The following is a 26,182-nucleotide window of genomic DNA, read 5'->3' as shown; positions in this document are numbered from 1 at the left end:
TCGGTGTGCGTTAGACTGGCAAGAAATCTCTTTAAAACATCGGATTTTATTCAATGTCAGAAGTTGATTCTTGCCGTCTCAGGGGGAAGTGATTCTTTGGCTTTGATGTTTTTGGTCAAAGAGCATTTGGAAACTCTCGTATTTCCTCCAGAAATGATTGTTGTCACGGTTGATCATCAATTGCGTAAAGAATCGATGCGTGAGGCAGAAACTGTTGCGAAAATTTGTCGTGTCCATGATATTCAACATATCACTGTGCGATGGGAAGGCGAAAAGCCAAAGACGCATATTGCTTCTAGCGCGCGTGTTGCACGCTATAATCTCTTGGTTAAAGAAGCACAAAAACATGGCGCATCAGTTATTATGACGGGCCATACACTCAATGATCAGGTTGAAACCTATCAAATGCGGTATCAACGTCTCCAAAAGAATAGAGGTGCTTTATATAGTGAAGCTGTTATGCGTGATGGAGTTTCTGCGGGCGGTTTTGCCGGTTTTTTGCGCGGTGAAGCCGAGGGTATACGTGATGAGGATCATACCAGACAAACAAGAAAAAATATTGCCGAAAAAAACTATGGTCCCCTCTATGAACGTGGTTTATCTTGTATTCCGCGTGAGGCGTTGTTGCATAGAAAAGTGCGTTTGATTCGTCCACTCCTTGGTGTAAAACGCCAAACATTACGGAATTATTTACGTTTACAAGGACAAACATGGATTGATGATCCAACCAATGAAGATCGCAATTTTGAACGTGTGCGCGTGCGTCAATCTCTTTCTTCACAAAAATTGGCTTATATTGTTCAAAAAATAAATGAAGCCGCATTGCAGCGTCGTCAACAAGCAAAAAATATTGCTGATTTGATCTTAGCGCTGGATATTACTGTCCAACATGGGCGTTGTTTCATAGCAAAGCCTGCGCTATTTTTACAGAAACATTCCAGTTTTCCTTTCGTGGTGGGGCTCTTTGCTGTGCTGATGGGAGGGGGATTTTATTTGCTCCCCAATCAGAAATTAAGCATGCTTGTTCAAAAACTCTGTCTCGATTCTCCAGAAAAGAAGCGTTTTACTTATGCGGGCTCTGTTATTGAATATAACAAGCAGGGAATTTCTTTGTGGCGTGAAGGGCGAAATATGAAAGAGGCTATCATTGAGCCAGATAAAACTTTTATATGGGATGGGCGCTATCATATCACAAATCATGGATATGAGGCTATAAAGGTTGGAGCCGCAAATTTAGAACAGCTGAAATTTTTATTAAAAAATAGCGATTTTGAGCTTGAAAAGCCTCATTTTCCCTCTTTACAATCGCTGCTGATGATCTCAAATCATAAAGGGTATGATATTCCAGAGTTGCTTTCTCAAGCAGTTGTTCATAAACATGTTATCGTCAAGCGGATTATGGCACCTTTCGATTGGCTTTCCTCACGAGAAGATGCTGCCTTGGTGAATGTTGTGGAACCTTTTTTTAATATTGAGGTGAAAAGATAAAGGAAAATTACTTTAAAAGAAAATAAACAGCTTCTCATCCCTTGGCAAGGGGCTGACAAGGTTATATGTTAAGGGGAACTGTTTGAAATCTATATTTGATTAAGTGGGCTGAATATGAATTCCAATTACCGCTCTCTCCTTATTTGGGGAGTTATTGCCTTGATTTTGATTGTGTCGTTTTCTCTCTTTAATGGAGATAGCCAACGTTCTGGTGGTGGAGAAGTCTCCTATTCTGAATTTTTGCAAAAAGTTGAGAATAATGAGTTGAAATCTGTGACCATTCAAGGTCAAAAATTAACAGGAAAAACCATTGAACATAGAGCTATTTCAACCTATGCTCCTCGCGATCCAGGTTTGATACAAAAATTGGAAAGCAAAAACGTTAATGTTAAAGCTATTCCTGAAAGCTCTGGAAATAGCATTTTCCTCAATCTCCTCTTTTCCTTATTGCCTGTTATTATTATCGTGGGGGCGTGGGTCTTTTTTATGCGGCAAATGCAAAATGGGTCACGCGGTGCAATGGGATTTGGGAAATCGAAAGCAAGATTGCTTAATGAAGCGCAAGGACGTATTACCTTTAAAGATGTTGCTGGCGTTGAAGAAGCAAAGCAAGATCTTCAAGAAATTGTTGAATTTTTACGCGAACCACAAAAATTTCAACGCTTAGGGGGGCGTATCCCACGCGGTGTTTTGCTTGTTGGTCCTCCAGGAACCGGTAAAACTTTGCTAGCACGTTCTGTGGCCGGTGAAGCCAATGTGCCATTCTTTACCATTTCAGGGTCTGATTTTGTTGAAATGTTCGTTGGTGTTGGGGCAAGCCGTGTGCGCGATATGTTCGAACAGGCTAAAAAAAATGCACCTTGTATTATCTTTATCGATGAAATTGATGCTGTTGGACGCCATAGGGGGGCTGGTCTTGGCGGTGGAAACGATGAACGTGAACAGACCTTAAACCAGTTGCTTGTCGAAATGGATGGGTTTGAGCCCAATGAAAGTATTATTCTTATTGCCGCAACAAACCGTCCCGATGTGCTTGATCCCGCTTTGTTAAGACCAGGGCGTTTTGACCGACAAGTTGTTGTGCCAAACCCTGATGTTTCTGGGCGTGAACAAATCTTGAAAGTGCATGTGCGCAATGTGCCTTTAGCCCCCAACGTTGATTTGAAAATTTTGGCAAGAGGAACACCAGGATTTTCTGGTGCGGACCTGATGAATCTGGTCAATGAAGCTGCTCTTATGGCTGCAAGCCGTAATAAAAGAGTTGTCACGATGCAAGAATTTGAAGATGCCAAAGATAAGGTGATGATGGGGGCTGAACGTCGTTCAACCGCTATGACACAAGAGGAAAAAGAACTCACTGCTTATCATGAAGCAGGACATGCTATTGTGGCTCTTAATGTGCCGGTTGCTGATCCTGTCCACAAAGCAACAATCGTTCCAAGGGGAAGAGCATTGGGAATGGTGATGCAATTGCCTGAAGGCGATCGCTATTCTATGAGTTATCGCTGGATGATTTCTCGTCTGGCCATTATGATGGGTGGACGTGTGGCTGAAGAATTAAAGTTTGGAAAGGAAAATATCACCTCCGGTGCTTCTTCTGATATTGAGCAAGCGACGAAATTAGCACGCGCGATGATCACACGGTGGGGATTTTCTGATCTGCTTGGAAATGTAGCTTATGGCGATAACCAAGATGAAGTCTTTTTGGGTCATTCTGTTGCGCGAACACAAAATGTTTCTGAAGAAACAGCGCGCATGATTGATATGGAAGTGCGTAAGCTTATTGATGATGCCTATAAAAATGCGACAAACATTTTGAAAACAAAAAGAAAAGAATGGTTTGCTTTGGCACAAGGTTTGTTGGAATATGAGACTTTAACGGGAGCTGAAATTAACGAAGTTATTGCAGGAAAGCCTCCTTCACGCACACAGAAAGATGAGGGTGCTGCGCCACGGGGGGCTTCTGTTCCAAAAACTGGAACGGTCAGAGCAGAGATAACAGTGGTAGATGAAAAAGATGCTGAAGCAGCCCCTAAAACAGTGCCTCATAAAGAAGAGACCGATAAAGGCAAGGCAGGTAAAGCAGAGGTAGCTGTTGGGAAAAAAACAGCAAAATCCGGTAATGTTGAGCCTAAGGAGGCTCAGTCTAAAGAAGTGCAATCGGATGAGACTGAGAAAAAAGCGCAAAGCACAAAAGGTACCACAAAATCAGTCAACCGCTCTAAAAGTAATGCTGAAAAGAAGTCCAATACTGCGGGACATGATAAAGAAAAATAAGAACTGTTTAATATCGCTTGAGTGACGATGTTTTAGGAAAACTTCTAAATTCTTTGAGAAAGGCGCAAGTTTTGTTTGCGCTTTTCTTGTAATATTTGCAAAAATATGGAAGCAAAAAATTAAGCAAAGCCGTTGTATGATGACGGCTTTAGCATGCTACAAGGCGAGGTGGACTGTTGCTTTTCTAATGTGGTAGGGGTTGTAAGGTTAGGCGATAGATTTCCTTGCTGATTTGGTAGGGTATGAGGTTTGGTGCTGGGTTTCTTTACGGATTTAGCAAGTGTGTGAGATTATCCGTTGGTTGTGTTAAAGGGATGTATAGAGCATTTTGAGGAGATAATATTGCTTTTATGTGTAAGGGTGTAAACATAATTGCTTGAGAGTGGTTTAGATGTGTAGATGGTGAATAGGGGGCTTGATTGTCTAAATGCATGAAGGTTTAAGATCAATGATCTGATTTTATACGGGGAGAGGAGGACTATTGTACCAAGGGGGCTTGTTAGGGTTTTAAGGAAAAGCCAAGGGAAGAATTATATATTAAAGGAAAGAGGCATGGTGCAAAAATATTTTGGTACAGATGGAATTCGGGGGAAAGCCAATTCATTTCCTATGACACCCGATTTTGCCATGAAGGTGGGGATGGCGGTAGGGGTTTTATTTCGCTCACAACATCAATCTCATCGTGTGGTGATTGGCAAGGATACACGATTATCTGGCTATATGTTGGAAAACGCTTTGGTTTCAGGATTGACTGCTGCGGGGATGGAAGCTTTTTTATTGGGTCCAGTGCCAACACCTGCTGTTGCAATGCTTTGCCGCTCTTTGCGCGCAGATCTTGGGGTGATGATTTCTGCTTCTCATAATCCGTTCTATGATAATGGAATTAAACTTTTTGGTCCTGATGGTTTTAAACTTTCAGATGATATGGAAGCGAAAATTGAACAATTGATCGATACAGATCTTTCAAAGTCTTTAGCAAGTTCTGCCGAAATTGGTTATGCAAAACGGGTTGAGGGAGATATTTATCGTTATATTGAATATGCCAAACGAACTTTGCCGCGTGATGTTCGCTTAGATACTGTGCGTATTGTTGTGGATTGTGCCAATGGGGCTGCTTATAAAGCGGCTCCCCGTGCTTTATGGGAATTGGGGGCTGAGGTTTTTGCTATTCATGATGAGCCCAATGGGACCAATATTAATCAAAAATGTGGATCAACCGATTTAAGCTCTTTAAAACGAAAAGTGCATGAAGTGCGTGCTGATGTGGGGATTGCTCTTGATGGAGATGGAGATCGTGTTCTCATTGTTGATGAAAAAGCACAAACGGTTGATGGAGATCAGTTGATTGCTGTAATTGCTGAAAATTGGCATAAAATGGGACGATTACGGTGCAATGGTGTTGTCACAACGATTATGTCAAATCTTGGACTAGAGCGTTTCTTGAATAGCAAAGGATTGCACCTTGTAAGGACAAAAGTTGGAGATCGTTATGTTGTCGATGCCATGCGCCAAAAGGGATATAATGTTGGTGGTGAGGCTTCTGGCCATATCGTGCTCAGTGATTTTGGTACAACGGGTGATGGTTTGGTGGCTGCATTGCAGATTTTAGCCTGTATGAAGGAAAGTCAAAGCCCTATGAGCCAATTGTGTAAACGGTTTGAACCTGTACCGCAAATTTTAAAAAATGTAACGATTAAAAATAAAAATGTCCTGAAAAAAAATCCCGTCAAAACGGCCATTGATCAAGCAGAGAAACGGTTGGGAAAAGAGGCACGGCTGGTGATCCGCGCTTCTGGAACGGAACCGGTTATCCGCCTTATGGCTGAAGGCGATGCACGAGAAGTATTGGACACTGTTGTGACAGAGTTGATGGATGTTATTATTCATCATGATGTACGCATGGGTACTGCACTTGAGGAATCTTGAATTTTTTGAGAAAATTATCAGATCATCTTTTGATAAAGATATTATTATAATGTGGGATTTTGGCAATTACAAAAGGTATGATTATTAACTCAGTGATGTAATAACGGTAATGGATACTCTATCTACGAACAAATTAAATAAAAAAGGGAAAAGTCCAATTCTAATAACTACAATGCGTATAGATTTCTCTATATTTCGTAAGATATGAAAAATATGCCTTTTTTTGATTTTCCTTTTTCTTTTACTTATTCGTAAACCGGTTATTAGTTTAACAGAGTTTGTAGGGGGGAGAGTTTATTAGTATTATTCATTCTTTTTACTGGATATCCAGCGGGTGCAGCGCCCCATGAACATCAAACAGCAATGGTCATTGTGGTTATATCATCTTGATGTTTCTAAGTGCCGCTGCCAATTGGAGATATGATACGCTCCTATTACGTTTAGCTCCTCCTAATTATGAACTTATACTTTTCCAATAATTAGTAGAATAATGAGAAAGAGATGGGAATGATCAATTTTTTTCACGATAGTTCTAATGTTTATAAAGTAAAAAAAGCTATGTGATGTAAAAATAATGAACATTTTTTGTATCTTGGAGGGGTACACTCTATATTCATTTATCATTTTAAGATTTAAACATAAAAGGATTGAAGCCTTCTATAATACTGGTACGACTGAAGGGATTAGAACCGCCCATGCTCAAAAATTAAAGCGTATTCTAAGTGCTCTTGAAGTAGATGTATCGCCAAAAGATTTTGAGTTATCCATCCTTTTGATTACATCTGCTAAAGGGTGATTTCAAGGATTATTGGTCAATTACTGTAAATGGAAATTGTCGCGTAATATTTCGCTTTGATAGCATAGATGTCGAAATGGTTGATTATCTGGATTATCATCAAAAAGGAGATCTAAACAATGATGAAGAATCCTTCACATCCCGGTGAATTATTGCGTGAAGATGTGATCAAAGAGCTTGGTTTATCCTTTAATGAAGCAGCAGAGTGGCTTGGTATATCTCGTGTAGCACTTTCTAGAGTTTTAAATGAAAAAGCCGCGCTATGAGAGTTAATCTTTGCTATTAGGCTTGAAATGTTTGGTGTAAGCACAGCACGTGCTTGGCTTGTTATGCAAACAAATTATGATCTATCAAAAAAATTCCTTAACAACAGTCTTATGATAAAGATTGCATAAAAGAGTTTCAAACGGCGGTTAAGTTTTTGCAACAGAGACGTATACAAGAGCTAAATCATGCGTATGAGCGTACAAGGTCAAAAGATGTGACGGCGGGGTAAGACAAGGAATAAAATCTTGTTTCTATAGTCTGTTTGGCTATAATAAATGTAAGCAAATGAGGGTTTTATATGTTGAGTGAAGAGGAAATTAAGCTGCGTCGCATTGCTGCTGAAAATGCATTGGCAAGCCAACGTTTAGAGGGATTAGAACCAGATCCGCTGGTTGTTGCTCAAGTAGAGCGTTATATTATAGGTGAACTTGAAATAAGTGATATCATCAAAGATTATATGGAGCGTGTAAAACGTGGAGAAGTATAAGGGGAGCGGCGATTCTTATACTGATCCTGAAACTGGTGTGATGTATAATCGGCTTGGTATTAAAGACAAAGCCACACTGCAGCGTGTAGAATCTACTATTACTTATGTAAAATCTTTCGAATTTGTACATACTCCTATTGGTGGTAAGTTTGATCTGGATTACATGAAAGAGATCCATAGAAGACTGTTTGGCGACATATATGAATGGGCGGGACAAATTCGTTTAGTGGATATTGCCAAAGGTAATAGTATATTTGCTAGTTATAATCAGATTGAAAGTTATGCACCGAAGATTACACAAAAGCTTGCAAAAGAACAGTATCTGCGTGGTCTTGGCGCTTATGACTTTAGCCAAAGGGCTGGATATTACATGGGCGAGTTGAATGCGTTGCATCCGTTTCGAGAGGGGAATGGGCGTACTCAGCGTGAATTTATGGTGCAACTGGCTCGTGAAGCTGGTTATCATATCAACTGGAAGGGTATTGAGCGACAAGAAATGACACGTGCGTCAATTGAAGCACATTTTGGTAATTCAGAATATCTGTCTGCACTCATCTATAAGAACCTTACCAAGTTTACAGAAAATAAAAGGGATGATGTTTCTCAAGGTATTGGCAAAAATATTGCTTTTGGCGTTGATCTTAATAAAGAGTGCTTCGAACAACAAAAAGAGAAGATTGAAACTCCTTGGGATAGAGAAAAGACAAGTTTTGCTAAACGTCAAAAAGAAGAACTTGAACAATTACAAAATGATTTGAATGTTGTTGCAAAAGCAATAGAACGAGAGCCATACCTTGCGGCTTATATAGATAATTCTAATTTAGAACAGAAAGCGCTTAGCGCTCTTAGGAATGAAAAATCTTATGTTAATATGTTTAAGGAGTTAAACAGTCGTTTAGCATCTATTTATAAAGATCCGCAAGCTGCCGCACTCAAGATTGAGCAGACGATTTTAGCAGGTAAAGGCGATAAATTGCCTGATATTTTGGAAAGGGAACCTGATAGAGCGGGTGAACTGCGTGGGTCAGATCGTTTAATCGATAAACTCAAATCTACAGGAAAAGAACGAAAAGAAGCGCTTTCTCATGTTCCTCGTGCACTTTCTTCTATTAAAAAGCTTCAAGCCTTTTATAAGAATTCTTATGAGACACATGTAAATAGGGTTGTACGGGAGCGTGAGCGATTGAAAGTTGAAGTACCTTCGCTTTCACAAGAAGCAGTGACTTTTATGAAAAATGTTGAAGCTGGTCGTGATAGTTATTCAAAGATACCAGAGCAGGTTAATCAAGAGTTTTTAAAGCTACAAAGTGCTTTAGATAAACGTTTTGGACAGGATGCCATTCATAAACAAGACTTTGATTTATCAAAAGCAATCCCCAAAGAACAGTCTTATAATAAAGAACACATAAAAGAATTTCAAATGGCAGTTAAGTTTTTGCAACAGAGACAACAGGAGAAAATCAACGCAATAGCGCGTGCAAGATCAATAGATATGATACGGTAAGGGCAAGAATAAAGCCTTATGCTGTATAAGCCCTATTAAGCCATATGGTAAAAGAGAGGTAATCAAAAGAGGTTTAATATGAGTGTGACAAAAGACGTTGTACGAGCCCGCATAGATAGGACATTAAAAAAGAAGCTGGTGAAATATTAGCAAGTTTAGGACTTACGGTGTCTGATTTATCCGGATTGCTTTGACAAAAGTTGTTGATGAAAGAGGATTGCCGTTTGATATGTCTATTTCTAATGCGGAAACGCTTAAAACTTTTGAAAAGAGTGCAAAAGGATAAGATGTATATTTTGCGAAAGATATGAATGATTTATTTAAGTGATTTCGATAGTTTTTAAAAGGCATCACGGCGTTTGAAGGGGTCGTAATAGATTTCTGTTACACGAAATTTTCCTTCAAGGCGTTTGCATTGGATGATGACATCTATCATCGAGATTAATAAGCCGCGGATATCATCGCGCGCTAAATTACCACCACCGTCACTTTCTTTGACTAAAAGGGTCATTTGTTCGAAGGCTGCAAGTGCTGTTGAGGCGTGGACGGTGGTAATGGAGCCGGGGTGACCAGAATTGACATTACGGATGTAGTAAAAGGCTGTACCATCACGCAGCTCTTGTAGAAGGATTCTGTCGGGGCGCATGCGTAAGCCAGATTCAAGCAGTTCTTTTGCGCCTGCTTTTGCTAAGCCTTGGTTATCTTTTGAATAAAAAAGTTGGACTTTGTTGGCGTGCGGAACGACAAGTTCTGGCGTGTCTTCAATGGTGAGAATTCGTTCATAGTCAGGGATTTTTGCAATCAAAGCTTTGGAGAGGGTTGTTTTACCAGAACCGGTTTTGCCCGATATTAAGATATTTTGTTGTGTAATAACGGCTCTTTCTAAAAAGGTGCAAAAATCTTTGGCGATAAAGAGATCTGTTAGCTCTTTGTCTGTATCAGAGAGTTCGGATAACCGTTCTGTCATTTGTTGCGTAGGTGTGAAACTGGTGTTTTGGGCGACAGAAAACAGATTGTTTTCATGTAAACTTTCAAGAGAAAAAGTGCGTGATGAAGGTTTACGAATGGTCATGCTAATGGTATTGGCTGCAACTGCTGGAGGCATAACAATTTGTATGCGTTCGTTGTTTGGCAGTGTTGCGGAGAGAACGGGGTTTTCTACACTGATTTTTTGTGTTGTGTAGGCAGCAACAACTTTTGCAATCCCTTCTAGTTCGCTGTAGGTTAGTTCTTTTAAGATGTGGGTTTGCCAACCATTGGGACCCTCAACGATTACTTCGCCAGGGCGATTGATAACAATTTCAAATAAATTTTCATCATTGAGGAAGTCATCTAAGATCTTTAATTTTGTTAAGACGATGGAGGCGCGTTCTGCATTTTTTGCTGATGGCATAATGTGACTTTATTGGCTTAATGAAAAAAGGAATAGCTGGGAGTAGAGCGGTTTCTTTTGCTCTTTACGACTAGTTTATAGACAGATGAAAAATCGAGATCTCTTGCTACAAAGATGTTGACGAGTTCGCCTTGAAATTTTTCTAGGGTAGGAGGGATGTTGATTTGATTTTCAAGAGCAATACTGGCGGCATCTTTTCCAGTGTTGTTTGCGCCTTCAAAACCGCCGCCTCCAGAGTTGTTTGAACCTTCTTTATTGGAATTGCCTACTATTTTATTTGTTAAAACTGTTGTGGCACCATCAATAACGGTGAGTAAAAGGGAAGAGCCAAAGCGTTCCCACCAATGGGTGTTGATGTTGCCATCAAAACCGGCTCTGCCTAAACTGTCGGTTGCGGGTGAGGCAAGGTCGATGATGACACCGGTTGGGGTTTTTGCTCTTGTCCAGAGTACAAAGAGGCGAGATTGACCTTGTTTTATTCCTCCGCGGTATTCGCCAATCACTTGGGTTCCTTTATCAAGCAAAACAACGCGCCCATTGTCAGAGAGGATATCACGGTTGATGATGCAGCTTGCAAAGCCTGGTTGCTCACTGTTTAATGCGGTTTCTAAGATACAGGGAATAGAGGTTCCCATGGCGATGATAAAGTTTCTATTGCCGATGAGTTTTGCTTTTGCTTTTGCTTCTTCTGTTTTGGTAGGCTTTAATAGGGTTGCAAAATTTTGTGTGTCTTGAAGGGCAGGAGAATTTTGCGCATTCGCGAGATTTTCAAGGGCATGGAATTTTTCAAGGGGGTTGAGAGTCGTGTTGACGATGTCTTTTAATTGAGATTTAGAACCTTTGGCAAAAGCTAAAACAGGGGCGCGTCTTGCGGCATCAAGTAGTGGGTCATCTTTTTTGGGTTCTTGTGCGAGTGGTTGTGGGGGTGGTAAGGTTATTGGTGCTATGTTGGCACGCGGGTCAGAGGGCGCAAGCTCTAAAGGGGCGAGGGAATTGTGAAAGCTTTTTTCTTGTTTTTTATGAGCTTTTGCGGTGTCTTTTTGTTCTGTGGGGGAGGATAAGATGTTCCAGAGCACATAGCCGCAGATTCCTATACAGGCTATTGCGACAACTATTTTTTTGCCAGCGCTTTTGGCGCTATTGTTTTTGCCATCCCCAATAGATCCGCGATCTTCGATGATTGATTTATCACTCATGTGTTGTCCCCTTCAATTCCCGCTTATTTAAAGATCTGATGCAATTTTACGTTCAACAGATGGTGAGGTGGTTCCGGTTTCTGGATTAACGCCTTTGGGTTGGTAGGCTTCATTAAAGACGCATAGGACATTTTTTCCCTGTCTTAGGGTGAAGCGTGCGCTAATGGCATGGACAATCACCATGTTGCCTCTTGTGGTTTTGGGAACCAGTGATTCTGTACCGTCATTGCTGACAATATAAATGGCAGGGATTTCTTGGTTGTCGGGAAATGTAAATGTTGTTGTTTTGCCATTGTCATAAACAGAGGAGGGTTCAAGAGTGATAGAGCCTTGAGCGGTGTAAGCCCAATTGCGTGGTCCATAGGTTTCAGAAGCGTTGAAGACATTATCGATACGCTGGGCTTGTTGTTTTTCTTGTCGCATAAGGGCTGCGAGTCTTCTTTGTTCTGCTTCCTCTTGTGGGTAGCGAAATTTCACAAGGAAATATGTTTCTTGTCCAGAGGAAATTTCTCCATCTTTGACCATGAGTTCAAATTGATAAGAGCGCTTTGAGCCATCAAGCTTTGTGGTGACGACTTGGAGATTGGTAATGGGTTGGACTTCTCGCGCTTTGAGGAAAAGAATATTACCAGCGGGGGCGACTTCCCATGCAACGCTGTTGCCAATCGCCACATGGGCAATTTCTTCATTGGGAGAAAATTCTATTTGTACCGATGAGCGTATGGAGCCAATAATTTTTGTGACATTATAGGCATCATAGTTGATAAAGCGAATGCGGCTATCGCTTGGCGCACGAGTGGGAAAAATACTGGCATGGCTAGGCGTTAAAGAAAGGGTAATAGCGATGTTAAGAATGAAAAAAAGAATTTTTTTTGTCATGATCAGTTGACCACTTCCGGATCGGTTCTATATTCACTAACAATAAACCCTAGAGGATTTATCAAACGGTTTTGGACAGAGATAGGGGCATTGATGTATTCAAAGGTAAGTGTTGCAACCCAGTGGGTGATGAATTCTTTGTTGTTGTCGTTGTCATGAATGGTTCTGTAGTAACGCACTTGGGCAACATCGTCATTGATAAAGGAGATTGATTTTATTGTTATTGTAACAGCGGCGTGTTTATAGAGAATTTGAGGACTTTGGGGATTTCTTGCTCCATACCAGCTGGCAAATCTTTCCTGTTCTTCAGAAGAAGAGAGGAGGGAGACGGTTTGGAAGTTGTGTTGTGTTTCTTCTGTGGTGAAGCCTTCACGGGAGCGGACATATTTTGCAGCAAAGTAGCGTGTGATTGCTTCGTCGACATTGGTGGGACCTTCTTTTAAGGCTTCCACAACTTCAGTGATGCCGGTTGAATTGTCTACACGGATGACAAAAGGTTCCACGGTTTTAAGGGGCGTGAGGGTGATGACCGCGAGAGAAGACAGTATTGCAACAGCAACGGCGATGCCGGCAATGGCAAGCGAGACGCGGGTGGTGCGGCGTGAGGCGAGCATGCGATCTTGATCAAACGAGCGCGCTTCAGCAATGTATTGTTCTATGTCTTTTTCTTTCATGCTTTTTGCCCGCAATTTTTGTAAGATTTGATTTCTTCATCCGTTAATTTTTGTGCCAGAAGCATTTCCAGCTTACCTTCTACGGGTGAAGGGGTGTTGTTACTGATGATAATGGGTGTGGGCGTGGGTTTTTTCCCTTCCCAATTCCACATTGATCTGTTGAGTGGACGTTTAGAATATCCATCACACTTTGGGAGTGACTTCAGTGTGTTTGGTGAAGACACACAGCCACTGAGAAAGAGAAACGGCAAGATAATCCCAATTTTTTTAAATTCCCGCATTTGAACTTAGTGCTCCCTTATTTTCGAGATGAGTTTTTGTAGACCATGAAGAGCGGCTTTACCACCTACATTAGCAAGGTGACCAGCTTCTTTAGCGGCACGGAAAGCTCCTTTTCCAGCAATTTGTCCTGCACCTACACCTAATTTTGTTGAGCCTGTGAGGGAAGCTCCACCAGAAGCTAAAGCTGATGCTATATCAGGTAATTTGAGGAAAATCAAAATGCCGCAACTGGCAATAGAGAAGAATTGGACTAAGGAAATTATCATATCTAGAACACTACCTGAAAGGATGGTTGTTGAAAGATCAACATATAGACCACCAACTATAACTACTAATACCTGCAAAATGATGAAGTTTGCTGTTTGATTTAACCATGCCTCTGTAAACCTTCTTGTTGAGGAAAACATATAAAGGCTTATAAAGAGGGGCCCCACTGATATAACGAGAAATAAACCAATTTTAGCAAATATTGAGACGAAAAAACCAATAGCACAAAAGAAAGCAGAAATTACTAAGCAGACAAGGCCAGCAAGCCAGTAAACAACAAACGTAAATCCATTTTCGTTGTTTGCTGCATCAAAAACGTGTCCAGCAGCAGTTTGTATCATATTATCCCATACATTTTTATCCGAGTGTGCTCCTTGGGTGACATTTGCAATGGCATTCGGCAGATCATTGAAAAATATATCCCTAACCCACGCATTATAAAGAGCGGCGTTTGTGGCGAGTGAAACAATGATGCCAAGTTTGAAAATTGTTGCTATAAAGTCCCACAAAGGCATGGAAGAACGCCCATAGATAATATTGTACCCTATAAATATAATGTAGATTGTACAAGATGCTTTAAGCGGAGTAGATAAAGACGATGAGAGATTTCCAATGGTGTTATCCATTACCCTTGTAAGGGGCTCCATCAATCCGTTGTCTATCTTGGTAAATATATCATACGCTGCCATTGTCTTTCCTCCGCTCCTTATCATATGGGGTTCGTGTTCCATACGGAGTCAAATTTTTATGATTTAATTACTGTCCTCTTTCTTTTCAGATTGTTCTTTCATTTTTTTCTTATCGTCATTTTTACGATATTTATTTAGATAGTTTTGAAAGGATTCTTCACGAAGTTCGTCTAGTGCTTTTCCTAAGTTTTCACAATTTTGAGGAGATTCTGTTTTAGAAGGCTTTTTCCACATACATTTAGGTGTCCACTCATTACGTAATTTTTCGTCTTTTTTAAATTCTGCTACGCTGTAGGTTTTTTCACATCCAGCCGTGATGAGCCCTGTGCAAAGTAGCAATGTTGTTATGAGAACTTTATTCATAGATATTTCCCCTTCTTTCTTTCAGTTTTACAAGGTTTGAGCACAATCTTTAAATTCTGCTTGTGTTATCGGTTTTTTATAACCAGTGATGATAAATCTAGGGCAGCGACATAATCTTGCCATAAATCTATTGTATAGTCTGTAATGTTCTTTAAGTTGAGCAGCTAAAGCGCAATAGCGATGTGTAATGGTGCTATCCATTGTCTTTGTAAGGGACTCTATCAACATATTGTCGATATAAGAAAATATGCCTTTACTTTCTACTGCCATTGAGATGCTCCACTCTTCATTGTATATTTTTATAATTTAATTGTTATTTTGTTCTTCTGCCGCGCGCTCTTTCGCTCTTCGTTCTTCCTCAGCACGCTCTTTTGCTCTTTGTTCAGCAAGGAATTTTTGATTCTCTTCTCTCATTTTTTTAATTCTGGCTCTCATTTCAGCTTTCAATTTTTCCATTGATTTGCGATTTTCTTCGTCAATTTTACGACTTCTTTCTGCTGCTTTTGCTTCATACTCTTTCTGAAGTTCTAAAAATGCTAACCGCATGTTTTCACAATTTTTTGAAGTCCCTGCAAATCCACATTTAGCATCCCATTCTAGGCGTAATTTTTCATCTTTTTTAAATTCTGCGACGCTATAGGTTTTTTCACATCCAGCAGCGATAATTCCAGTGCCAAGTAGCAATGTTGTTATGAGAACTTTATTCATAGATATTTCCCCTTTTTCCTTTCAGTTTTACAAGTTTTGAGCACAATCTTTAAATTATGCTTGTGTTATCGGTTTTTATAACCAGTGATGATAAATCTAGAGCACAGACATAATGTTGCCATAAATATATTGTATAGTCTGTAAGGTTCTATAAAGTTGAGCAGCTAAAGCGCAATAGCGATGTGTAATGGTGCTATCCATTGTCTTTGTAAGGGAATGCATTACAGTATTATCTATCCAAGTAAATACACCTTTGGTTACTATTGCCATTGAGATGCTCCGCTCTTCATTATGTCTTAATTATTATTCTGTTGTTCTTCTGCCGCGCGCTCTTTTGCTCTTCGTTCTTCCTCAGCACGTCGCTTTGCTTCTTGTTCAGCTAATTTTTTTTTAGTGTTAGCTTCCATTTTTTTTAGTCTGGCTCTCATTTCAGCTATATCTTCTTCTTCTCTTTTACGATTTTCTTCTGCAATTTTACGACTTCTTTCTGCTGCTTGTGCCTGACGTTCCTTATCAAGTTCTAAAAATGCTAACCGCATGTTTTCACAATTCTTTGAAGTTCCTGCAAATCCACATCTAGCATCCCACTTGAAGTGTAAATTTTTATCTTTTTTAAATTCTGCGACGCTGTAAGTTTTTTCACAGCCAGCTGTGATGAGCCCTGTGCAAAGTAGCAATGTTGTTATGAGAACTTTATTCATTATTTATTGTCCTGTTGTTGTTTAGCGCGCTCTTCTGCTTCTCTTTCGGCTTGTTCTTTTGCTTTTTGTTCTTCTTCAGCTTGCCTTTTTTGATATTCAGCTTCTCTTTTTTCAAGATCGGACATTATTTTAGCTCTAGCTTTTTTTAATGCTTCATGAAGGTTCTCTTCCGCTTGACGCTCTCTTTCTGCTGCTTTTGCTTCATATTCTTTTTGAAGTTCTAAAAATGCTAACCGCATGTTTTCACAATTTTTTGAAGTTCCTGCAAATCCACATTTAGCATCCCACTCTAGGCGTAATTTTTCATCTTTTTTAAATTCTTCTACGCTGTAGGTTTTTTCACAACCAGCTGTGATGAGCCCAGTGCAAAGTAGCAATGTTGTTATGAGAACTTTATTCATGATTAATGACTGTCCTGTTGTTGTTTTGCTTTAGCGCGCTCTTCTGCTTCTCTTTCGGCTTTTTCTTCAGCTTCAGATAATTTACGGAGATTCTCGTCTATTTCTCGCTGTAGTTTTTCAAGATAAGCGCGTCCTTTAGCTTCATTTTCAGCTCTCCGTTTTTCATATTCAGCTGCCCGTTTTCCAGCTTCGGCTTCCCATTTTTCACGTTCAGCTTTTCTTTTAGCTTCTTCTTCTTTTTGCTTTTTTTCCCATTCTTCTCTACGTTTACGGTTTTCTTCTTCAGCCTTTTTCCTGCGTTCTGCCGCAAGTTCGTGATCGGCTACTCTTACATTTTCACAATTTTTTGAAGTTCCTGACCATCCACATCTCACAGCCCATTCTTCAAATAATTTTTTATCTTTTTTAAATTCTGCGACGCTATAGGTTTTTTCACATCCAGCTGTGATGAGCCCTGTACAAAGTAGCAATGTTGTTATGAGAACTTTATTCATTATTTATTGTCCTGTTGTTGTTTAGCTTTAGCGCGCTCTTCTGCTTCTCGTTCGGCTTTTTCTTCAGCTTCAGATAATTTACGGAGATTCTCGTCTATTTCTCGCTGTAGTTTTTCAAGATAAGCGCGTCCTTTAGCTTCATTTTCAGCTCTCCGTTTTTCATATTCAGCTGCCCGTTTTCCAGCTTCGGCTTCCCATTTTTCACGTTCAGCTTTTCTTTTAGCTTCTTCTTCTTTTTGCTTTTTTTCCCATTCTTCTCTACGTTTACGGTTTTCTTCTTCAGCCTTTTTCCTGCGTTCTGCCGCAAGTTCGTGATCGGCTACTCTTACATTTTCACAATTTTTTGAAGTTCCTGACCATCCACATCTCACAGCCCATTCTTCAAATAATTTTTTATCTTTTTTAAATTCTTCTACGCTATGGGTTTTTTCACATCCAGTGGTGATCAGCCCTGTGCAAAGTAGCAATGTTGTTATGATGATCTTGTTCATATTTAAGCCCCTCTTTTCTCCCGTTTATTGACCACGGAGTTTTTTGGCAAAATCTTTATATCGTGCTGTAAATTCTTCGTAGCCACGTTGTTCTGCCGCTTTTTCTTCTGCTTGTTGAATCATCATGGCGGCTTGCATTTGGAGTATTTTTGCTTGGAGGTCTGCTTGTACCGCTGATAATTGTGCTTGAATGCCTTGAATTTTACCCGCATCTTTAGTACTTCCAAGTTCGTCAAGGAGCTTGGTAATGTTTTTTTGTGTTTCACTGGCTTCTTCGTAGACGTCTTGTCCTTTGGCTGCTTGTCCTACTACGCGCTGTTCGGCTTTTTTCACTTCCTGTGCGTAAAAAGCATCTACTGCTTCTTTTGATCCTGCGCCCCCCGCGGGCTCTTTGTATTTAAGTTCTTCTTGCCATTTTTGCGTGTTTTTGCTGCCGCCGCCGCCGCCGCCACCGCTGCCCATCGATTGTTGAAAGTGGTTAAAGTCAGAAGGGAGGGCGCCACTGCTCCCTTGCTTGTTAAACATGTCTTTCAATCCCGAAATGTCAGGCTTGACATTTAGGGAGTTATATAATTGTTTCGCTTGATCGAGTTGGCTCTTTAATTGGTCAAGCTGTTGTTTGCCTTGTTGAATTTGTTCTTGCAATTTGTTAAGTTGTTGTGTGCCTTGCTGGACTTGTTTCATTATTTGTCCAACAGCTGTGGGATCAAATACCACGATGGCAAAGGCATTTGTTTGAAAGCCAAATGAAGCTGCATAGACGGCTGTTGCCAATAAAAGTTTTTTCATTGCTTTGACCTTTCTTGAAAAATAGGAAGCCATTTTTCTGGAGATTGTCCAACTTCATCCATAATGGTCTCTAGGAGTTCAATATTCTTGGTGGTGCCACTTAAAATGGCTATTTCATCATCAAAGCCGCGTAAATTTAGTTCTGCTACAACTGAACTTTGTCCTTGTTTGATGAGAAAACGCCGTGACTCACGGCTTAATTCTGATTGTATCAGGTTAAATTCTCTGTCCGATAATTTAAAACCTTCTACATAATCCCCATGATTGCCCTTTTGATTAGGAAAATAAATTTGTGTGGGGCATTGCTCTATAATGGTGTGAGCAATGGTCGAATTGATCGCATCTTTGGGAGATTGCGTTGCAAACAACATCAAACCATTTTGTTTACGGATAGTTTTCAGCCTGTCTTGCGCAAAGGCTTTAAAGGAATCATCCTCTAAGGCTTTCCAAAACTCATCAATGACAATGATAATACGACGCCCATCAATCAGAGACAAAATCCTATGAAAAAGATACATCATCAATGGTGGACGAATTTCATTATTATCTAAAAAATCCGTCATGTCATAACCAATAAATTTTGCATCAATGCCAATGTCGTCATCAGGATTGTCAAAAACCCACCCTAAGGCATTGCCTTTACACCATCTTTCTAAACGACCCGCTATCCCCTCCCTGTGCGTGGTGTCAAAAAACATTTGTAAGGCGGAGATCGTCCGTTGTTCTTTTGGCAACAAGGCAAGTTGGTCAACAGCAGCAGAAATATCTTGTCTTTCTGATTCACTGATCTTTTGATCTTCAGACGAAACAAGCTTTATAATCCATTGGCGTAAAAAAACTCTATCTGCTGGATTGTTATAGTCTAAGCCTTTTAGCGGTGCTATGCCTGTCGGTCTACCATTCTTCAAGGGCATATAAGTGCCGCCACCCGCTCTGACAAAAAGTTCTGCGCCCCGATCTTTGTCAAAAAAGACCATATTGGGATCATGCTTTTGAAGTTGTGCTAAAAGAAAATTAACAATAACCGTTTTCCCAGAACCAGAGGGACCACAAACAAACGTATTGCCTAAATCTCCAAAGTGAAAGTTAAAATAAAACGGTGAACCAGCAGAGGTTTTCATCAAGGCTACCGCTGGTCCCCACACATTGCCATCTATTTTTCCAACCGGAAAAGAATGAAAAGGAGAAAGCGCTGCATAATTACGGCTTGTTATTGCACCAGAGCGGGTGCGATAAGCATAATTGCCAGGCAATTGTGCCCACCAAGCTGCTGCTAACCCTAAGTCTTCCCGCGCAATCACAGCCCCACCATCTGTAAGACGAGAACGCGCTTTGGCAAGATTATCCGCTAACTCTTGCGGCGTATCAGCAAAAACTGCCAATGATAAATGATGCTCCCCTAAAACAAAACGATTGGATTCAAGATCATCAAGCGCATCATCCAGTTCCATAATTTGTGAACCTGCTCGATCTCCTGCATTGACCATTTGGTTTTGTTTGCGCCCCATAATTTGCTTGGCAATGTTTTTGCTCTTGAAAACAAAAGATTGGGTGAAAATAAACTCAAAGGGAAGGGTGAGCAAACCATCCGCCATGCCTACCCTGGTTTTTGCTGGATATTCTTTCCAACCAAACATGCCCGCAAACCGCTGTGCCGCCTCGGTGCGTATTTCTATGATCTCTTTCCCAAAAATGAGACGGTCTGAGTAAACAGTCGAAGCTATCGTCCCCCATGTGAGAGGGATCCGTTCACGACGACCTCCCACCAATTGGTGGATAAACTCACTTTGCTGCGAATAAATATTACCTTCATGTTCATAAAGGCTCAGTCTTTTTGCACCATAACGCTCTAAATTTTGAATAAGATCTGTGGTAATATCTTCAAGCTTGCGAATGGACTCTGCATCAACTTCTGTCTTTTCTTGCTTGGCTTTGCCTAAACGTTTGAAAAATTCCACTAATTTATCCGTTTGATCAACGTGTGGATTCCACAAAATCGAAAGATAAAGATCATTGCGATAAAGCTCCTGTGAAACCATCCGCTCGCGATATTTATCATCTAATTGCTTGGCAAATGCCGATCTGAAAGTCCCATCCGGATAAATCGTTTCACGCTTTCTGATAATATGGCTATAAAGCGCTATCCGTTCATCCGCTATGTTTTTAAAAAGATTATTGAGTTGTTCGTGAAGCACATTCAGATCAATAATATCCGCTGTCTCAAAGTTAATGCCTTCAAGTTTAATAACGCTCATGAGAGCGCGTGAATCCAGCGCAATGATGTGTTTATTGACATGGCGCACGTAAGGAATGATCGCCTCTGGCTGCTTTTCACGTTTGCGCTCTGTTCTATTCATTATAATTCCTCATAATTACGAATTAATCGTAATGGAGAAATACTTCCCCCACCCCATAGACTCGAATTTCTGGCAAAAATAGATGTCTTTTGCCATGTCAGAAGAATACGAAATTTGTTATGGTCATGCTTTAGGATTTCCTTGAATATGAAATGCAGCATCACACCAAAGGTTAGAAGAAAAATATTGCCCGCCATAATGAACAATATCATCGTTCCTATCCCATTTAATCCCATAGCTTCCACCGTCACGCCCGCAATCATTGCAGGGCGCGTGCAAGCAAGAAATAACGTATCTTCTGTTAGCTTATCGTGCTCTTTCATGGCTTTGAAAGGCAAAGTTTAATTAGGAAAGCATTGATACGATTTGCGATGCACCCATAACAATGCCGATGCCAACACAAACAAAAAAAGCTTTACGCATTTCAACATAACCAGCAATCCATGCAAGCCCAATACCAGCAACCGCAATCGTCGCAATCGATTTTGCAATGTTTCCTGTTAAAGCTTCAATTATTTTTTTAAGCGCATCGTCAACTTTACCAAAGTCACCTGCGGCAAATGCTGGCTCACTCAGTGCGATGAAGGCAATAAACAGCATCAATGCTGTTGTTAACCATTTCTTTTGGGTGTTGGATAGAATAGTTTTTTGTAAGGTATGTTCACAACTGAACAAATTATTCATGTTTTTCATGAAAAATTCCCCGCTTTATGTTTAAGTTGATAGAAAAATTAATATTCAAAATATTATTTAGGAATCATATAAATGAAAAAAATAAATTTTTCTATCGATAAATTAATAATATTTAATCTTTTATTAATTTAATGAACAAAAAATATAGTAATATTCAAAATGATACTTTTAAAATATCTTCGAGAAGCGCCTAAATATATTGTCTTAATTTTTATTATTATTTTAGGATACTTTTATTTAATTAAAAATAATGAACAACTTACTCAAAATTCTTTTTTAAAAGGAACAGAAAAGACAATAGAAAACCCCGTTCAAAATCCGAAGTCACAATTGATAGATTATGCAAACCAACAAGACGCAAGCCAACAAAATGTGGTATTGCATCCAGAACCAATCGCATCACAATTTTATGAAGAAAATGTGCCGGTCTATTCCGGTGCTATACAGGTCACAAGTGGTGTGACCTTTAAAATGATCACGCTCGTGGATGATGGATGGAGAAAAAAGATTATCCGTGATATCCGCTTATATGGTGTGGAAAGCTGTGAAACACGACAATTTGCCTCACGCAACGGAGTTAAGTGGCCATGTGGTGCTTTTGTTACTGCTTGGCTTGTCTCAAAAACAATCGATAAAAATGTTACTTGTCGGCAAGCACGTGTCATTCAACAGGTTCATTATGCACAATGTTTTGTAGATGGGGTTGATCTGGCACGTTTGGGGCTGGCAGAAGGGTTGATGGTGTTGACAAAAGATCAGCATCATTTTCCATCCCCAGCAGACTATAAAATTCTACAATCTGCTGCTCAAAAAGCACAAAACGGTTTATGGTCGAGCCAATTTCAACAACCAGAAGATTGGCGAAGAGATCATGGGAGCTATAATCCCATTGACCATTATTGATAAAGCGTCCTCTTAAGCGCTATTTAAAAATCAAGACAATATTCTACTGCAAATCTTATCAGAAAAAAGTTAATTATAATCCACGCACTCCTTGGTGGACAACGTTCGTTATGGAAATTTGTTGTGTTTAAAGCTCGCTTACGCATATAGGTTGCTCACTACAGCGCTATGGGAGAGCGCGTTTTTTCCCCTAAACAAAATAGTCATTGTAACAAACATGAGTGTTCAGAAAATATGAACACATGCAAACTACTGATGTGACCTTTGGTCATGAAAAAAGGCTTATGAAAAAATAGAGAAAAGGTAAAACTGAAAATACCTTGCCTTCAAAAAACAACCAATTGCTTCAAATCAAACCAGAACTTTTAATGCAAGCTTTGCCTCATGTTGCTATGTTCATGAAACATGGGGACATCTGAAAGGGAAGCGGTTCTATGGAATTTTTATCCAAAATGAAGGGGATTTTTTCAGGCTTTTGAAGAAGCTAAAGAGGCTATGAGGAAAAAATGTGCTTTCTTTTGTTATAAAAGAAAGCACATTGAGGGGGGGATTTAGAATGACAGTTTTACATATTTTACTCTGAAAAGCGGTCTTTTTTATCTTTTTTCCACAGAAAATAAGTTGCAAGTCCGAGTATGGGAACACTCAATTTGGCAAAAGGGAGATGTTGACTGAGAGCTGCAAGGCTGGAAACGGTCGCATCTGTCATGAGTTTATGGCGTTGTTCTTCTGTCTTTTTTTGTTGGTCATAGCGTTGATAAGTTTTGAGAATGCGACTGATAATAAGACCTAATCCCGCAAGAGAAAGACAAATTAAAAACATGATACTAGCGGCGGCAAGAGGCTTCATAACAGAACATAACGCAATAAAACCGATGGTACATAAAAAAAGCAAAGACATGAAGAATGAAATGCCAATAAACCCATAGAAAATTGCTTGAAGGCGTACTTGCTTGACTGTGCTTTTAAGCCCTCCACCGACAAGATGGTTTAAAAGAGGAGCGATAAACTTATGCATTGCTTAACGACGTAGTAATTGAGAAAGAATAAAACCAATCCCTGCGGCAAACAAAACGCTTTTGCCAGGATTTTTGCGAACGCATTGATTCATGGTTTGTTCAAGATCACTGATTTTATCTTTTGCTTGAGACATCATGTCTTCACCACTTTCTTTCGCTGAGTGATATAGTTTTTCTGCTTTGTCTTTGGCGGCGTTGAATTTGTTTGCACCAAGATCTGTTAGGGTTGAGGTAATCCCTGAAATTTCAGTGCGTAACTTTTCTAATTGTCCTTGTAGGTCTTTTTGTTGGTCTTTTTCTACGGCTGATTTATCGTGCTGTGTTGTTTTATTATGGGCCATGGTATTTTTCCCTCTTGATTCATTATATTTGTATTGGTGTGTTCATAGTGATCATTTGCATTGGAGTGAAAATTTTCACTGCTTGAGTAACGCCAAAAGCTTTTTTTGGTTCCTTTCATTTTGTCGAATTTAAAACTGTTTTTGATAAAATAAATCTTTCCTATACGATATGCTCTGTCTGTAAAGGGTCGCATTTGTTAAAAATTGTCTTATGCTTTTGCAAGAATTTAGCACCATTCTTCAGTTTCTCATGGCACAGTTTTTATAAAAGTTTTTAAAAAGCGTGTTGAGGTTTATTTTTTAGGCTTGTGACAGGTAAAAAACATGGTTATTGTGAGTTTGCGGCAGAAATAATGTCATTTTTATGTTTTTGAAGCAAAGAAAAAGAAATGATATTGCGGCTCTTTGTTCTCTATGTATTTGGGGGCAACACGCGCTCTCCCATTATACTTTTGGTCAGTTTAAGATATTGCGATAGTTCTTTTTTTAAAAAAGGTATATTTTTATTTGGATAGAAGGTACTTTAGTGCACTGGTTGTTAGAGAAGTGCATATCCTTTTCTCCGAGGATTTTATGATATTTTTGCTGCTTGTTTCATGTAAGCAAATATTTTGTTGGATTTAAAAGAGCCGCTGAAATGAAAGAAGCTTTGCGATATGAGGAATTCATTTAACAGGAATGATGATAAATTATTCTTATAAATGAAAATATTATATGCGATATTTCTTGTAACTTTATCATTTTGCCTAATTTATGCAATAAATTGATTGAGTAAGATAAACTTGTTGAATTGTTAGAGAAAAATTTCTTGAGTGATTTCTTTAGAATTAAGAGAGAGCTTGTGGAATAAAACTATACTTGATTTATCAAGTTTTCTTTCTTAAGAGGAATACACAAGTGACGTTAAAAGGGTCGTGGCATTTTGGAACAGTGATGCTATGCGGGGTGACGACCCAGCTCATAAATAAAGATAAGAGCACAAGAATGTGAGATAAAAATGGAATCTGAAACAGTACCTTTAGATAATATGTCTGCTGTAGTGACAACGCATGATTTTTCTCCTCTTTCTATGTTTATGGCTGCTGATTGGGTGGTGAAAGCGGTTATCATTATTTTGTTACTTGCTTCACTTGTGTCTTGGACAATTGCTTTTGTGAAAATTGTTGAGATCACTTTGGTAAAACGAAGAGTACGTCATGAACTTCAATTGGTTCTAAATGCTCAGACTCTTACGCGTTTGGCAGCTAGCTTGAAAGAAAGCAAAGGGGCTGGTGTATTTTTTCTCAAAGAAGTCCTTAAAGAGGTGTATCTTTCTGCACAACAGGTTCATTTTTCTGCTCCTGAAGGGATAAACGAAAGCTCTGGTGAAAAAACCAGTACAGGGGAAAGGGCACAAACGATTGAAGATATTCTCTTTTATGAGGAGAGCAATCAATATGAAGATGTTTCCCGCGATGTTCGTGATGCTAGGGTTCGCGATGTTCATGAAGGTTTAAAAGAAAGGGTTCATTCACTTTTGTCACGCTGCTTGCTGGCTGCTACACGCCGTGTTGCATGTGGAAGTGCTGTTCTTGCAACTATTGGCGCAATTGCTCCTTTTGTTGGTCTTTTTGCAACTGTTTGGGGAATTATGAACTCTTTTATTGGGATTGCTCAGTCTCAAACAACGCGACTTGATGTGGTGGCGCCTGGAATTGCTGAAGCTTTATTCGCAACGGCTGTTGGGCTTTTTGTGGCTATTCCCGCCGTTGTTATGTATAATAGCCTTATGCGTGCTTTGAGTGGTTATCGCAGTGATTTAGGCGATATCGCTGCTGCTCTTGAAAGGCTCTTGAGCCGTGAACTTGATAGACAAAGACAACAGAAAAGTCATAAAAAATGAAAGCAAGCCTTAATAATGATTGGGATATAGACGAGAGTGGGTTGCAAAGTGAAATCAATGTGACCCCTTTTATTGATGTTGTATTGGTGTTGCTTATTGTTTTTATGGTTGCAGCGCCTTTGGCAACGTCTGTCATTTCCGTTCAGCTTCCTTCTATAACTCAAGCACCTTCAGTGGTTCAGTCTGATGAACCTCTTTATGTTACGTTGCAAAAAGATCGTTCTCTTTACATTGGTGATCATCTTGTAGAACAAGCAGCTTTGAGAGAAGCTTTGTTGAGGGAAACTACGCAAAATTTAGAGGCAAAAATTTTAATCAAAGCGGATAGCGAAATTGATTATGGTACTGTCATCGATTTATTAAATCAAATACGCATGGCTGGATATAATAAAATCGGTCTTGTAGGATTGCAAAACTCTACCAATCTTGTCTCAAGAGGTGAGATCAATAATAAAACAACAGGGGTAGCGGATGCTGCTGTCGATGGAGCGGGTGGTAACGTTGTGGGGCGTGTGGATGCCGTAACAACGAGCCCTGCGGGAAACGCTAATATTCCAGCCGATGTCTCTGATTAGTGATAAAAAAACAGCCTTTGTTGCAGGAAGCAAAGCATATTACTCAAAGTCGTAGAGTGAAATTGATGAGGGTTCCGTGGATTTATTAAACCAAATACGCATGGGTTTGATATTATGCAGGGGGTTCATATATTGAATCGTTTTTTTTAGGATTAAGCTCTACTCATCTTGCCGCAAGAGGTGCGATCAAGAAAAATAGCCAAGGGCGATTGTTGTGTGTCTTAATACATCTTAAAGCCTTTTTTGCGGCGGTGTTCATAAATGGTATATAAAAAGCAAGTAAAATAAAATAGTTATGTCTAATATGGGGGAATAGGTGAATCTTGATTCTATTGAGTTT

The 26,182-nt window shown here is 39.7% G+C and carries 27 protein-coding genes and 3 pseudogenes; 10 read left to right on the top strand and 20 right to left on the bottom strand.

The features are described 5' to 3' along the window. Positions 1-3: 3 nt before the first annotated feature. From tilS to vbhT, 7 genes and pseudogenes are all read left to right on the top strand, one after another. Positions 4-1,488 carry a tRNA lysidine(34) synthetase TilS gene (gene tilS, locus ACFINO_RS03095; protein WP_375655034.1) on the top strand — a complete coding sequence of 495 codons (1,485 nt, stop codon included), beginning with the start codon at positions 4-6 and terminating at the stop codon, positions 1,486-1,488. A gap of 114 nt (positions 1,489-1,602) precedes the next feature. Further along, a complete protein-coding gene (gene ftsH / locus ACFINO_RS03090) occupies positions 1,603-3,765 on the top strand; it encodes an ATP-dependent zinc metalloprotease FtsH (RefSeq protein WP_375633415.1) in 2,163 nt (720 codons plus the stop codon). Positions 3,766-4,317: 552 nt separating this feature from the next. After that, positions 4,318-5,691: a phosphoglucosamine mutase gene (gene glmM, locus ACFINO_RS03085; RefSeq protein ID WP_375617881.1), complete on the top strand. Its 1,374-nt coding sequence runs from the start codon at positions 4,318-4,320 to the stop codon at positions 5,689-5,691. Between the two features lie 782 nt (positions 5,692-6,473). Next, positions 6,474-6,635: a type II toxin-antitoxin system RelE/ParE family toxin gene (locus tag ACFINO_RS03080; RefSeq protein WP_375633487.1), complete on the top strand. Its 162-nt coding sequence runs from the start codon at positions 6,474-6,476 to the stop codon at positions 6,633-6,635. Further along, positions 6,607-6,882: pseudogene (locus ACFINO_RS03075) on the top strand (HigA family addiction module antitoxin). Before ACFINO_RS03080 ends, ACFINO_RS03075 begins: the two are co-directional and overlap by 29 nt. 170 nt (positions 6,883-7,052) lie before the next feature. Continuing rightward, the gene (locus ACFINO_RS03070) at positions 7,053-7,241 is read left to right on the top strand and encodes an antitoxin VbhA family protein (protein WP_375655033.1); all 189 of its coding nucleotides are present in this window, start codon (positions 7,053-7,055) and stop codon (positions 7,239-7,241) included. After that, the gene (vbhT, locus tag ACFINO_RS03065; protein ID WP_375655032.1) at positions 7,228-8,745 is read left to right on the top strand and encodes a type II toxin-antitoxin system protein adenylyltransferase VbhT; all 1,518 of its coding nucleotides are present in this window, start codon (positions 7,228-7,230) and stop codon (positions 8,743-8,745) included. The genes ACFINO_RS03070 and vbhT overlap by 14 nt, the downstream gene beginning before the upstream one ends. Positions 8,746-9,085: 340 nt before the next feature. Here vbhT and virB11 read toward each other — a convergent pair whose 3' ends face one another. The 18 genes and pseudogenes from virB11 to ACFINO_RS02975 form a co-directional block, all read right to left on the bottom strand. Further along, complete coding sequence (gene virB11 / locus ACFINO_RS03060; RefSeq protein ID WP_375655031.1) at positions 9,086-10,138, bottom strand: P-type DNA transfer ATPase VirB11; 1,053 nt, start codon at positions 10,136-10,138, stop codon at positions 9,086-9,088. Positions 10,139-10,155: 17 nt separating this feature from the next. Then, positions 10,156-11,334: a type IV secretion system protein VirB10 gene (virB10, locus tag ACFINO_RS03055; protein ID WP_375655030.1), complete on the bottom strand. Its 1,179-nt coding sequence runs from the start codon at positions 11,332-11,334 to the stop codon at positions 10,156-10,158. Positions 11,335-11,361: 27 nt separating this feature from the next. After that, complete coding sequence (gene virB9 / locus ACFINO_RS03050; RefSeq protein WP_375655029.1) at positions 11,362-12,213, bottom strand: P-type conjugative transfer protein VirB9; 852 nt, start codon at positions 12,211-12,213, stop codon at positions 11,362-11,364. Positions 12,214-12,215: 2 nt separating this feature from the next. Next, positions 12,216-12,887, bottom strand: coding sequence for a virB8 family protein (locus ACFINO_RS03045; protein WP_375613221.1), 672 nt, complete (start codon positions 12,885-12,887; stop codon positions 12,216-12,218). Beyond that, complete coding sequence (locus tag ACFINO_RS03040) at positions 12,884-13,168, bottom strand: type IV secretion protein VblB7 (RefSeq protein WP_375620968.1); 285 nt, start codon at positions 13,166-13,168, stop codon at positions 12,884-12,886. The genes ACFINO_RS03045 and ACFINO_RS03040 overlap by 4 nt, the downstream gene beginning before the upstream one ends. Before the next feature lie 6 nt (positions 13,169-13,174). Beyond that, the gene (locus ACFINO_RS03035) at positions 13,175-14,125 is read right to left on the bottom strand and encodes a type IV secretion system protein (protein ID WP_375638288.1); all 951 of its coding nucleotides are present in this window, start codon (positions 14,123-14,125) and stop codon (positions 13,175-13,177) included. Between the two features lie 63 nt (positions 14,126-14,188). After that, positions 14,189-14,488 carry an EexN family lipoprotein gene (locus ACFINO_RS03030; protein ID WP_375635551.1) on the bottom strand — a complete coding sequence of 100 codons (300 nt, stop codon included), beginning with the start codon at positions 14,486-14,488 and terminating at the stop codon, positions 14,189-14,191. Positions 14,489-14,515: 27 nt separating this feature from the next. Next, positions 14,516-14,758 carry a hypothetical protein gene (locus ACFINO_RS03025; RefSeq protein WP_375655028.1) on the bottom strand — a complete coding sequence of 81 codons (243 nt, stop codon included), beginning with the start codon at positions 14,756-14,758 and terminating at the stop codon, positions 14,516-14,518. A 36-nt stretch (positions 14,759-14,794) separates the two neighbouring features. Beyond that, complete coding sequence (locus tag ACFINO_RS03020; protein WP_375625285.1) at positions 14,795-15,196, bottom strand: EexN family lipoprotein; 402 nt, start codon at positions 15,194-15,196, stop codon at positions 14,795-14,797. A gap of 96 nt (positions 15,197-15,292) precedes the next feature. Beyond that, positions 15,293-15,466 (bottom strand): hypothetical protein, encoded by a 174-nt coding sequence (locus ACFINO_RS03015; RefSeq protein ID WP_375655027.1) that lies wholly within the window; start codon positions 15,464-15,466, stop codon positions 15,293-15,295. A gap of 26 nt (positions 15,467-15,492) precedes the next feature. Then, positions 15,493-15,897 carry an EexN family lipoprotein gene (locus ACFINO_RS03010; RefSeq protein ID WP_375655026.1) on the bottom strand — a complete coding sequence of 135 codons (405 nt, stop codon included), beginning with the start codon at positions 15,895-15,897 and terminating at the stop codon, positions 15,493-15,495. After that, positions 15,897-16,298: an EexN family lipoprotein gene (locus ACFINO_RS03005; protein ID WP_375655025.1), complete on the bottom strand. Its 402-nt coding sequence runs from the start codon at positions 16,296-16,298 to the stop codon at positions 15,897-15,899. Before ACFINO_RS03005 ends, ACFINO_RS03010 begins: the two co-directional genes overlap by 1 nt. A gap of 188 nt (positions 16,299-16,486) precedes the next feature. Continuing rightward, positions 16,487-16,792, bottom strand: a pseudogene (locus ACFINO_RS11680) (EexN family lipoprotein); the annotation flags it as partial. Positions 16,793-16,977: 185 nt separating this feature from the next. Continuing rightward, positions 16,978-17,283, bottom strand: a pseudogene (locus tag ACFINO_RS02995) (EexN family lipoprotein); the annotation flags it as partial. 24 nt (positions 17,284-17,307) lie between these two features. Then, positions 17,308-18,072, bottom strand: coding sequence for a type IV secretion system protein (locus ACFINO_RS02990; protein WP_375655024.1), 765 nt, complete (start codon positions 18,070-18,072; stop codon positions 17,308-17,310). Continuing rightward, on the bottom strand, positions 18,069-20,429 hold the full coding sequence (locus ACFINO_RS02985; RefSeq protein ID WP_375642876.1) for a VirB4 family type IV secretion/conjugal transfer ATPase: 2,361 nt from the start codon (positions 20,427-20,429) through the stop codon (positions 18,069-18,071). Before ACFINO_RS02985 ends, ACFINO_RS02990 begins: the two co-directional genes overlap by 4 nt. Then, positions 20,429-20,752, bottom strand: a complete 324-nt coding sequence (locus ACFINO_RS02980; RefSeq protein WP_375617900.1) for a type IV secretion system protein VirB3 — start codon at positions 20,750-20,752, stop codon at positions 20,429-20,431. The genes ACFINO_RS02985 and ACFINO_RS02980 overlap by 1 nt, the downstream gene beginning before the upstream one ends. Positions 20,753-20,774: 22 nt before the next feature. Next, positions 20,775-21,122: a TrbC/VirB2 family protein gene (locus ACFINO_RS02975; RefSeq protein ID WP_375633398.1), complete on the bottom strand. Its 348-nt coding sequence runs from the start codon at positions 21,120-21,122 to the stop codon at positions 20,775-20,777. A gap of 159 nt (positions 21,123-21,281) precedes the next feature. Here ACFINO_RS02975 and ACFINO_RS02970 point away from each other — a divergent pair, with 159 nt between their 5' ends. Further along, positions 21,282-22,025, top strand: a complete 744-nt coding sequence (locus tag ACFINO_RS02970; RefSeq protein WP_375642875.1) for a nuclease — start codon at positions 21,282-21,284, stop codon at positions 22,023-22,025. Between the two features lie 574 nt (positions 22,026-22,599). On the opposite strand, the gene ACFINO_RS02965 is transcribed toward ACFINO_RS02970, so the two are convergent. Both ACFINO_RS02965 and ACFINO_RS02960 read right to left on the bottom strand, forming a co-directional pair. Next, positions 22,600-23,043, bottom strand: a complete 444-nt coding sequence (locus ACFINO_RS02965; protein WP_375617902.1) for a hypothetical protein — start codon at positions 23,041-23,043, stop codon at positions 22,600-22,602. A gap of 3 nt (positions 23,044-23,046) precedes the next feature. Next, on the bottom strand, positions 23,047-23,385 hold the full coding sequence (locus ACFINO_RS02960; protein WP_375633396.1) for a YqjD family protein: 339 nt from the start codon (positions 23,383-23,385) through the stop codon (positions 23,047-23,049). 997 nt (positions 23,386-24,382) lie between these two features. Between ACFINO_RS02960 and ACFINO_RS02955 the strand changes: the two genes are divergently transcribed. Together ACFINO_RS02955 and ACFINO_RS02950 are read left to right on the top strand one after the other, a co-directional pair. Continuing rightward, positions 24,383-25,267: a MotA/TolQ/ExbB proton channel family protein gene (locus ACFINO_RS02955; RefSeq protein WP_375617904.1), complete on the top strand. Its 885-nt coding sequence runs from the start codon at positions 24,383-24,385 to the stop codon at positions 25,265-25,267. Beyond that, positions 25,264-25,842 carry a biopolymer transporter ExbD gene (locus ACFINO_RS02950; RefSeq protein ID WP_375633394.1) on the top strand — a complete coding sequence of 193 codons (579 nt, stop codon included), beginning with the start codon at positions 25,264-25,266 and terminating at the stop codon, positions 25,840-25,842. The genes ACFINO_RS02955 and ACFINO_RS02950 overlap by 4 nt, the downstream gene beginning before the upstream one ends. The last annotated feature ends 340 nt before the right edge of the window (positions 25,843-26,182 follow it).

This window comes from Bartonella sp. AA83SXKL (assembly GCF_042196965.1).
In the GTDB taxonomy this organism is placed as follows: Bacteria; Pseudomonadota; Alphaproteobacteria; order Rhizobiales; family Rhizobiaceae; genus Bartonella.
Note: the sequence above shows the minus strand (reverse complement) of the source record. Positions and strands in the feature narration are given on the sequence as shown.